7 protein-coding genes and 1 rRNA gene are annotated in these 9,408 nt (G+C 70.2%); 4 read left to right on the forward strand and 4 right to left on the reverse strand.

Annotated features, from left to right (window positions below; translation table 11 throughout):
• Position 1 precedes the first annotated feature (1 nt).
• From MicroSTF_RS18910 to MicroSTF_RS18920, 3 genes are read left to right on the forward strand one after another with little or no spacing between them, the layout of a single operon-like run.
• Positions 2 to 1,123: a sugar ABC transporter permease gene (locus MicroSTF_RS18910; protein WP_322957779.1), complete on the forward strand. Its 1,122-nt coding sequence runs from the start codon at positions 2 to 4 to the stop codon at positions 1,121 to 1,123.
• Positions 1,120 to 1,962 carry a carbohydrate ABC transporter permease gene (locus tag MicroSTF_RS18915; protein ID WP_322957781.1) on the forward strand — a complete coding sequence of 281 codons (843 nt, stop codon included), beginning with the start codon at positions 1,120 to 1,122 and terminating at the stop codon, positions 1,960 to 1,962. Before MicroSTF_RS18910 ends, MicroSTF_RS18915 begins: the two co-directional genes overlap by 4 nt.
• Positions 1,959 to 3,824, forward strand: a complete 1,866-nt coding sequence (locus MicroSTF_RS18920; protein ID WP_322957783.1) for a glycogen debranching N-terminal domain-containing protein — start codon at positions 1,959 to 1,961, stop codon at positions 3,822 to 3,824. Before MicroSTF_RS18915 ends, MicroSTF_RS18920 begins: the two co-directional genes overlap by 4 nt.
• Positions 3,825 to 3,909: 85 nt before the next feature.
• Here MicroSTF_RS18920 and hutI read toward each other — a convergent pair whose 3' ends face one another.
• The 3 genes from hutI to hutH are packed head-to-tail and all read right to left on the reverse strand — an operon-like array spanning position 3,910 to position 8,329.
• Positions 3,910 to 5,073, reverse strand: coding sequence for an imidazolonepropionase (gene hutI / locus MicroSTF_RS18925; protein ID WP_322957785.1), 1,164 nt, complete (start codon positions 5,071 to 5,073; stop codon positions 3,910 to 3,912).
• Between the two features lie 12 nt (positions 5,074 to 5,085).
• Positions 5,086 to 6,795 carry a urocanate hydratase gene (hutU, locus tag MicroSTF_RS18930; protein ID WP_322957788.1) on the reverse strand — a complete coding sequence of 570 codons (1,710 nt, stop codon included), beginning with the start codon at positions 6,793 to 6,795 and terminating at the stop codon, positions 5,086 to 5,088.
• Positions 6,788 to 8,329, reverse strand: a complete 1,542-nt coding sequence (hutH, locus tag MicroSTF_RS18935; RefSeq protein WP_322957790.1) for a histidine ammonia-lyase — start codon at positions 8,327 to 8,329, stop codon at positions 6,788 to 6,790. Before hutH ends, hutU begins: the two co-directional genes overlap by 8 nt.
• A gap of 88 nt (positions 8,330 to 8,417) precedes the next feature.
• On the opposite strand from hutH, the gene MicroSTF_RS18940 reads away from it, so the two are divergent.
• On the forward strand, positions 8,418 to 9,170 hold the full coding sequence (locus MicroSTF_RS18940) for an IclR family transcriptional regulator (protein WP_322957816.1): 753 nt from the start codon (positions 8,418 to 8,420) through the stop codon (positions 9,168 to 9,170).
• A 123-nt stretch (positions 9,171 to 9,293) separates the two neighbouring features.
• Here MicroSTF_RS18940 and rrf read toward each other — a convergent pair.
• A 5S ribosomal RNA gene (rrf, locus tag MicroSTF_RS18945) occupies positions 9,294 to 9,408 on the reverse strand; the annotation flags it as partial.

The raw sequence follows: 9,408 nt of genomic DNA on the forward strand, positions 1-9,408 counted from the left end.
CATGGCGATCAAGGCAGCGCCTCGCCGCGGCAGGGCCCCCGGGCTCCGCCGCGGCGAGGCGGCAGCCGGATGGCTGTTGACGGCGCCGGTGATCGTGATCCTCGGCGTCTTCCTCCTCATCCCCGTCCTCATGGCGCTCTGGGTGAGCGTCTCGGACTGGGGCGGTCGCGGCAGCCCCCTCTCCGGCTCGGTCTCGTTCGTCGGCGCCGACAACTTCGCCGCCGTCCTCACCGACGGCGGTCTCGCGACCAAGGATTTCGGCACGTCGCTGCGCAACAACGCCTGGTACGTGCTGCTCGTCGTCCCGCTGCAGACCGCGCTCGCACTGTTCCTCGCGATCCTCGTGAACCGCGCCATGCTCCGTGGCCGGGGATTCTTCCGCACCGCCTATTACTTCCCCTCCGTGACCAGCACCGTCGCGATCACCGTGCTGTGGATGTTCCTCTTCACCTCGAGCGGAGCCGTCAACGATGTGCTCTCCTGGTTCGGCATCAACGGTCCCAACTGGTTCAACGATCCACGCGGCATCCTGCATCTGGCGCTCGGCACGGTCGGCGTCGATGCCGGCCCCGCGGCCCTCACCCAGGGCGGCGCGCTCGGAGTGTCGTGGTGGGAATGGCTCGCCGGCCCCTCCGTCGCGATGAGCGCGTACATCCTGATGGCGATCTTCACGACCTCCGGAACGTTCATGCTCATCTTCCTCGCCGGTCTCCAGAACCTCGGCGCCGACGTCGACGAGGCCGCCATGATGGACGGCGCGAACGGCTGGCAGCGGTTCTGGCGCATCACGCTGCCCCAGCTGCGCCCGACCCTGTTCACCGTGCTCACCCTCGGCCTCATCGGCTGCTGGCAGGTGTTCGACCAGATCTACACGGGCACCAGGGGAGCACCGAGCAAGACCACGCTCACCCCGGCCTACCTCTCGTACCAGACCGCGTTCCAGAACCAGGAGTGGGGGCAGGGTGCCGCCATCGCGTTCATCCTGTTCGTCATCATCGTGATCTTCACGCTCCTGCAGCGATGGGTGCTGCGTGATCGGCCGGTCTCGAAGCGTCGCATCCGCGCGTACGCGTCATCGTCCTCGTACGCGTCATCGCCCCCGTCGAAGGGAGCCTCGTCATGAGGCGGCTCTCGTCGAAGCAGCTGACCTGGCAGATCGCGCTCTACGCGCTGCTGATCATCCTCGCGGTCATCTACATCTACCCCTTCCTGATCCAGGTCGCGACGAGCTTCAAGACCGATGAGGATGCCGCGTCCAGTGGGATCACGCTCATCCCCGACGTGTGGACGTTCGCCGCGTACGAGCGCCTGTTCCGCAACTCCGACTTCCCCTCGTGGTTCGTGAACAGCGCGATCGTGACGATCTTCGTCACGGCCGGGCGCGTGTTCTTCAACTCGCTCGCCGGGTACGCACTGGCTCGACTCCGCTTCCGCGGGCGGGGTGTCGTCTTCGGCGCGCTGGTCGCCGTGATGTCGGTGCCGACCGTCGTGCTGCTGATCCCCAAGTTCCTCGTGATCAACCAGCTCGGCATCTTCAACTCGTATGCCGGGATGATCCTGCCGCTGCTCGTCGACGCGGCAGGGGTGTTCATCATGAAGAACTTCTTCGAGTCGATCCCCGAGTCGGTCGAGGAGCAGGCCCGCATCGACGGTGCCGGCACGTTCCGGTTGTTCTGGTCGGTGGTGCTGCCGATGGCGACGCCGGCGCTCGTGACGATCGTGATCCTGTCGTTCCAGGGCTCCTGGAACGAGCTCAGCCACTTCATCGTGTCCACCAACGACCCCGCCCTGACGACCCTGACCAAGGGCGTCGCATCCCTGGCCAGCGGCGGACTCAGCCAGGGCACCCAGTACCCGCTCAAGCTGGCGGCCGCACTCATCATGACGATCCCCGTCGCCGTGATGTTCTTCGTCTTCCAGCGCCGCATCATGAACTCCACAGAAGGAGCCGTCAAGGAATGACCCCCACCCCGCCCCTCCAGCCGCTGCTGGACGACGCCGTGATCATGCTCGAGGCACCGACCCAGGCATGGTCCGACGATGTCGGCCGCATGGGCACCGCTCCGATCCACGGCATCTACCACGGCGACGTGCGACACATCCGGAGCATCGAGACCACGGTCGACGGCACCGCGCTCGAATCCATCGGATGCACGTCGCCGGTGCCGCAGCAGGCGCTCCTGACGGATCTGCTCCGCGGGCTCGACGACGAATCGGCCGATCCGAAGGTGCGGATGGACCGCGACCGGCGGGTCGCCGCCGGTGCCTTCTCCGAGCGGATCACGGTCGCGTCGCACCTCGGCACCCCGGTTCCGATGACCCTCACCGTGCGCATGGTCCCGGACTTCGCGCCGATGCAGCAGGTCAAGGCCGGGCTCGCCGCCGATGCGGCCTGGACCTGGGACGGATCCGTCTGCCGCGCGGGAGAGGCGTCGTTCGCGCTCACCGCCCCCGAGGCCACGGTGGCCGAGGACGGAGACACCCTGGTGCTGCGGTGGGATGTGGTGGTCCCACCGCGAGGCTCTGCCGCCGTGGTCTGGGCGGTTGACCTCGACGACCCCTCCCTCGTCGTCACCGCCGCGCTGCCGTCGCGCGCGCCGCAGCCGACCGTTCCCGCCGACTCGCGCGCGGCGCGATGGATGGAGCAGGCGGCCGCGGATCTCTCCGCGCTCCGCCTCGCCCTGCCCGCGCACCCGGAGGACGCGTTCTACGCCGCCGGAGCCCCCTGGTTCTTCACGCTGTTCGGACGGGACTCGCTCTGGGCCGCGCGGCTCGCGCTCGCGATCGACCCCGACATGGCGGCCTCCACCCTGCGCGTGCTGGCGCGCCTGCAGGGCACCGCGCACGATGCGTCGACGGCCGAGGCTCCGGGCAAGATCGCGCACGAGCTGCGGAGCGGCGCCCTCTCGCTGCCCAACGAGGGCGTGCATCTGCCGCCGCTGTACTACGGCACCGTCGACGCGACTCCGCTCTGGGTCTGCCTGCTCGCCGACGCCCATGCCGAGGGGATGTCCGAGCGCGAGGTGCGGGCATTGCTCCCGGCTCTTCGGGCGGCGCTCACCTGGATGACGGTGCACGGCGACGCGTCGGGCAGCGGCTTCATCGACTATGCGGACGAGTCGGGCCACGGCCTCGCGAACCAGGGGTGGAAGGACTCTGGCGACTCGATCCAGTGGCGCGACGGGCGCCTGGCCGAGGGCCCCATCGCGCTGAGCGAGGTGCAGGGCTACGCCTACGAAGCCGCCATCCGTGGTGCCGACCTGCTCGACACGTTCGGTGAACCCGGCGCGGCCGAGCTCCGTACGTGGGCCGCAGATCTTCGCTCACGCTTCCGCGCCGCCTACTGGGTGACCACGCCCGAGGGCCGCTACCCGGCCATCGCCCTCGACGCGCACGGCGCCCCTGTCGACACCCTCACGAGCAACATCGGACACCTGATCGGCACCGGCATCCTCGACCCGGAGGAGGAACAGGCCTGTGCGGCGCTGCTGACCGCACCGAGCATGTCGAGCGGCTACGGCATCCGCACGATGTCGACCGAAGCCGCCGGCTACTGGCCGCTGAGCTATCACGGCGGCAGCGTCTGGGCACATGACACCGCGATCGCCGTGCACGGCATGATGCGCGCCGGGCTCGACACCGACGCGCGGATGGTCGCCGAGCAGCTGCTCGACCTCGCGGAGGGCTTCGAGTACCGCGTTCCCGAGCTGCACGCGGGCGATGCCCTCGTTCCCGGTGGCGCGCCCCTTCCCTATCCCGCGGCCTGCCGCCCGCAGGCATGGTCGGCCGCAGCCGCGGTGGTCGTCGCGCAGGCTCTGGGCTAAAGCGGGTCGATCGGCTGAGCGGGGCGATCGGCTGAGCGGTCGGCGGTTGGGCGGTCGGCGGTTGGGCGGTCGGCGGGGTTCGGCCTCAGCCGATCGTCCGGCCGTCCTTCCAGACGGTGCGCACGAGCGGCACTCCCGGACGGTAGGCGAGGTGGATGCGCGTCGGTGCGCCCAGCAGCACGAGGTCGGCCCTGGCACCGGGCGCGATCACGCCGATGTCGCCCCGACGCAGCGCCTTCGCGCCGCCGGCGGTCGCCGCCCACACGGCTTCGGCCGGGGTCATCCCCATGTCGCGCACGGCGACCGCGATGCAGAACGGCATCGATGAGGTGAAGCTCGAGCCCGGGTTCGTGTCGCACGCCAGCGCCACGGTCACTCCCGCGTCGATCAGACGGCGCGCGTCCGGATACGGCTGCCGCGTCGAGAACTCGACTCCCGGCAGCAGCGTGAGCACGGTGTCGGATCCGGCGAGGGCATCGATGTCGGCATCCGTCAGGTACGTGCCGTGGTCGATGGACGCCGCGCCGAGCTCGACGGCCAGCCGCACGCCCTCGCCCGGGCCGAGCTGGCTCGCGTGCACGCGGGGCGCGAGGCCGCGCGCGATGCCGGCCTCCAGCACGCGCCGTGACTGGGCCACCGTGAACGCACCGGTCTCGCAGAAGACGTCGATCCACTTCGCGTGCGCAGCGCAGGCGTCGAGCATGGGACCCGTGACCAGATCGACGTACTCGTCGGCGCGGTCGGCGTACTCCGCCGGGACGACGTGCGCACCGAGGAATGTCACCTCGGGCGTCACCTCGGCGGCCAGGCGCACCAGGCGCTCCTCGTCGGCGACGCTCAGCCCGTAGCCGCTCTTGATCTCGACCGTCGTGGTGCCCTGTGCGAGCATCTCGTCGAGGAAGCCCCGCAGACGTGCGCGCAGCTCGTCATCGCTCGCGGCGCGGGTGGCGGCGACGGTGGAGCGGATGCCGCCCGCGGCGTACTTCTGCCCCGCCATGCGCGCCTCGAACTCGGAGGCACGATCGCCCCCGAAGACGAGGTGGCTGTGGCTGTCGACGAAGCCCGGGATCACCGCGCGACCCCCGGCGTCCACGACCCCGTCGGCGGTCGGCGCCTCCGCGGCGGCGCCGACCCACGCGATCCGCTCGCCCTCGATCAGCACCGCGGCATCGGTGAGGGTGCCGGTGATGTCGTCGCCGGCGGCGACGTTCGTGGTCAGTTCCGCGATGTTCGTGATGAGCGTTGCCATGTCCTGAGCCTGTCAGAGCATCGGGACCTTGAGGCCGCGCTCGCGGGCGACCTCGCGGGCGTGCTCATAGCCGGCGTCGACGTGACGCATCACGCCGGTACCCGGGTCGTTCGTCAGCACGCGCTCCAGCTTCTCGGCCGCGAGTTCCGTGCCGTCGGCGACGGTGACCTGACCGGCGTGGATGGAACGGCCGATGCCGACACCGCCACCGTGGTGCAGCGACACCCACGACGCGCCGGAGGCCGTGTTGAGCAGGGCGTTCAGCAGCGGCCAGTCGGCGATCGCGTCGGAGCCGTCCTTCATCGCCTCGGTCTCGCGGTACGGCGATGCCACCGAGCCGGAGTCGAGGTGGTCGCGACCGATCACGATCGGAGCTGACAGCTCGCCCGACGCGACCATCTCGTTGAACTTGAGTCCGGCGAGGTGGCGCTCCTTGTAGCCGAGCCAGCAGATGCGGGCGGGCAGCCCCTCGAAGTGCACCTTCTCGCCGGCCTTCTCGAGCCAGCGGTGCAGGGCGGCATCTTCGGGGAAGAGCTCGGCGATCGCGCGGTCGGTCTTGTAGATGTCTTCCGGGTCGCCGGAGAGCGCTGCCCAGCGGAACGGTCCGCGTCCTTCCTCGAACTGCGGGCGGATGTACGCCGGCACGAATCCGGGGAACTCGAACGCGCGGGCGAAACCGCCCAGCTGCGCTTCGGCACGGATCGAGTTGCCGTAGTCGAACACCGCGGCCCCCGCATCCTGGAACGCCACCATCGCCTCGACGTGAGCGGCCATCGACGCACGCGAGCGGCGGGTGAACTCCTCGGGGTCGCGCTCGGCTTCCGCCTTCCAGTCCGCCACGGCGATGCCGAGCGGGAGGTAGGCGAGCGGGTCGTGGGCGCTGGTCTGGTCGGTCACGATGTCGATCGGCACACCGCGACGCCGCAGCTCGGGGAACACCTCGGCCGCGTTGCCGACCACGCCGACCGAGAGGGCGTCGCCCGCCTCCTTGGCGGCGACCACGCGGGCGACGGCCGCGTCGAGGTCGGTCGTGTACTCGTCGAGGTAGCCGTGCTCCACGCGCCGGATGAGACGGGACTCGTCGACGTCGACGATCAGCACCACCCCGTCGTTCATGGTCACGGCCAGCGGCTGGGCACCGCCCATCCCGCCGGCTCCGCCCGTGAGGGTGAGCGTGCCACGGAGCGAGTCGCGGCCGAGCGAGCGGGCGACGGCGGCGAACGTCTCGTAGGTGCCCTGCAGGATGCCCTGCGTGCCGATGTAGATCCAGGATCCGGCGGTCATCTGCCCGTACATGATGAGGCCGAGCTCTTCGAGCTTGCGGAACTCCGGCCAGGTCGCCCAGTCGCCGACCAGGTTCGAGTTGGCGATGAGTACGCGCGGTGCCCACTCGTGCGTGCGGAAGACGCCGACCGGCTTGCCCGACTGCACCAGCAAGGTCTCGTCGGGCTCGAGCTCGTCGAGGGTGCGCACGATCGCGTCGTATGCGTCCCAGCTGCGGGCGGCCTTGCCGGTGCCGCCGTAGACCACCAGGACTTCGGGGTGCTCGGCCACCTCGGGGTCGAGGTTGTTCATCAGCATGCGCTTGGCGGCTTCCGCGCCCCAGCTCTTCGCGGTGCGCTGGTTGCCCCGGGCGGCCCGGACGACGCGGGGTCCCGAAACCGGAGCGCCGGATGCGGTGGTGTCGAATGCGGTGGTGTCGGATGCGGTGGACTCAGCCATGAGCGTGCTCCTTTGCGATGCGGGCGACGTCGCCCGACTGGACGAGGGCGGTGACGGCTTCCATCTCCGGCGAGAGGAAGCGGTCGGGTCCCGGGCCGTCGGCCACGATGCGGACCAGGTCGCGCACGGCTCCGGTCGCGGGTCCGGCCTGCAGCGGGGCGCGCAGGTCGAGGGCGCGGGCGCCGGTGAGGATCTCGATCGCGAGCACGCGGCCGAGGCCGTCGATCGCCCGGCGCAGTTTGCGGGCGGCCGCCCATCCCATGGAGACGTGATCCTCCTGCATCGCGGAAGAGGGGATCGAGTCGACGGATGCCGGCACCGCGAGGCGCTTGAGCTCGGAGACGATCCCCGCTGCCGCGTACTGCGCGATCATGAGGCCGGAGTCGACGCCGACCTCGTCTGCGAGGAAGGGCGGAAGCCCGTGGCTGCGGGCCGGATCCAGCGCGCGATCCGTGCGACGCTCGGAGACCGAGGCGACGTCGGCGACCGAGATTGCGAGGAAGTCGAGGACCGCCGCGACCGGAGCGCCGTGGAAGTTGCCGTTCGACTCGATGCGTCCGTCGAGGGTGATGACGGGGTTGTCGATGACACTGGCGAGCTCGCGTCCGGCGATCAGTGTCGCATGGGCGAGGGTGTCGCGCGCGGCGCCATGCACCTGGGGCGAGCAGCGCAGCGAGTAGGCATCCTGCACCCGGCCGTCGTCGGGCCCCTTGTGGCTCGCGACCATCGGGGAGTCACCGAGGAATGCGCGCAAGTTGGCGGCGGATTCGGCCTGACCCGTCTGCGCACGAAGCGCCATCAGGTCAGCCGCGAACACCGCGTCGGTGCCGAGCTGCGACTCGACCGACATCGCCGCGGCGAGGTCGGCGGTGAGCAGGAGCGTCTCGAGGTCGTGGAGTGCGAGCACCAGCATGCCGAGCATGCCGTCGGTGCCGTTGATGAGCGCGAGCCCCTCCTTCTCGACGAGGGTGAGCGGCTCGATGCCCGCGGCGGCGAGGGCCTCGGTGGCGGGGAGCAGTGCGCCGGATGCATCGCGGACCTCTCCCTCCCCCATCGCAGCCAGGGCGATGTGGGCGAGAGGTGCGAGGTCGCCGGAGCAGCCGAGCGAGCCGTACTCGCGGACGACAGGCGTGATGCCCTCGTTGAGCAGCGCGGCGTAGGTCTCGACGACGACCGGACGCACGCCGGTGCGGCCGGAGGCGAGGGTCTGCAGCCGCAGGAGCTGGAGTCCGCGCACGACCTCGCGCTCGACCTCGGCCCCGGTGCCCGCGGCGTGCGAGCGGATCAGGCTGGCCTGCAGCTGCATGCGACGGTCGGGGGCGATGAAGGTGGTCGCGAGAGCGCCGAACCCGGTGGACACGCCGTAGTGCGGGTTCGGGTCCGCCGCGAGACCGTCGATCACGCGACGGGTGTCGGCGACGCGCGCGAGCGCATCCGCGTCGAGCTGCACGGGCGCGTTGCGACGGACGACGGCAACGACATCGGCGGGAGACAGCGGGGCCGCTCCGACCAGCACGGGGGCGAGTTCAGTCATGGTTCGATTCCACACCCGACGTGTGGCTGGGGACACCCGTTCGTGCGATGCTGTGTCTGTGATCCCAGACAACGCGAAGACCCCGCAGATGCCGACCGCGCAGGTGCCTGCGGCGGAGAACACGCTCCGCATCCTGAGCTATCTCGCCGGACGGCCCGCACCCGTGGCGGCGTCGGCGATCGCGCGCGAGCTCGAACTGCCCCGGTCCACGGTCTATCACCTGCTCACCACCCTGGCCGCTCACGGATTCGTGCTGCACCTGCGCGAGGAGAGACGCTGGGGGCTCGGCACCTCGGCTTTCGAGCTCGCAGGCGGATACACGCGCCAACAGCCTTTGGCGCGAAGGGGCCGTCCTCTGGTGGCTGCGCTCTCGGACCGGTTGGGGGAGAGCGCGCACCTGGCGGTGATGAGCGGTGGGGATGTGCTGTACATCGTCGAGGAACGCGCACCTCGGAGACCGGCGTTGGTGACGGATGTGGGTGTGCGGCTTCCCGCGCACCTCACGGCTTCGGGCCGCGCGATGCTGGCGGCGCTCCCCCGCGAGCAGGTGCGGGCGCTCTATCCGGACGTCTCGGCGTTCCCCGATCGCACGGGACTCGGGCCTCGCACGCCGCGCGAACTGCGCGAACTGCTCCGCGATGTGCGGACGAGGGGATATGCGACGGAGAACAGTGAGATCGCGGACGGGCTGCGCAGTGTGGGCGCCGCAGTTCTCGATGCTGCCGGCTGGCCGGTTGCCGCGGTGGCGGTGACGTGGGGCCGTGCGGATCTGGATGAGGAACTGCTCGCTGCCGCTGTGCAGGAGTGCGCGGCCATGCTTGAGGCACGCCTGAAGCGCTGAACTGCGTTGCGACGGTCGTGTTAACGCAGAAGAGCCACCCCACGAGGGATGGCTCTTCGTGCTCTTCTCGAGCACAACGCAAGAAAGCCACCCAGCATTGGGTGGCTTTCTTGTTTAAAAGGAGTCCGGCGGTGTCCTACTCTCCCACAGGGTCCCCCCTGCAGTACCATCGGCGCTGTGAGGCTTAGCTTCCGGGTTCGGAATGTAACCGGGCGTTTCCCTCACGCTATGGCCGCCG

Origin of the sequence: Microbacterium sp. STF-2, assembly GCF_034650155.1 — a bacterium.
GTDB classification, from domain to species: Bacteria; Actinomycetota; Actinomycetes; order Actinomycetales; family Microbacteriaceae; genus Microbacterium; species Microbacterium maritypicum_A.

Coding starts and splice junctions, on each gene's coding strand:
- hutH (WP_322957790.1), bottom strand. CDS start 8,329: ATGACTGAACTCGCCCCCGTGCTGGTCGGAGCGGCCCCGCTGTCTCCC.
- MicroSTF_RS18940 (WP_322957816.1), top strand. CDS start 8,418: ATGCCGACCGCGCAGGTGCCTGCGGCGGAGAACACGCTCCGCATCCTG.
- MicroSTF_RS18910 (WP_322957779.1), top strand. CDS start 2: ATGGCGATCAAGGCAGCGCCTCGCCGCGGCAGGGCCCCCGGGCTCCGC.
- hutU (WP_322957788.1), bottom strand. CDS start 6,795: ATGGCTGAGTCCACCGCATCCGACACCACCGCATTCGACACCACCGCA.
- MicroSTF_RS18915 (WP_322957781.1), top strand. CDS start 1,120: ATGAGGCGGCTCTCGTCGAAGCAGCTGACCTGGCAGATCGCGCTCTAC.
- MicroSTF_RS18920 (WP_322957783.1), top strand. CDS start 1,959: ATGACCCCCACCCCGCCCCTCCAGCCGCTGCTGGACGACGCCGTGATC.
- hutI (WP_322957785.1), bottom strand. CDS start 5,073: ATGGCAACGCTCATCACGAACATCGCGGAACTGACCACGAACGTCGCC.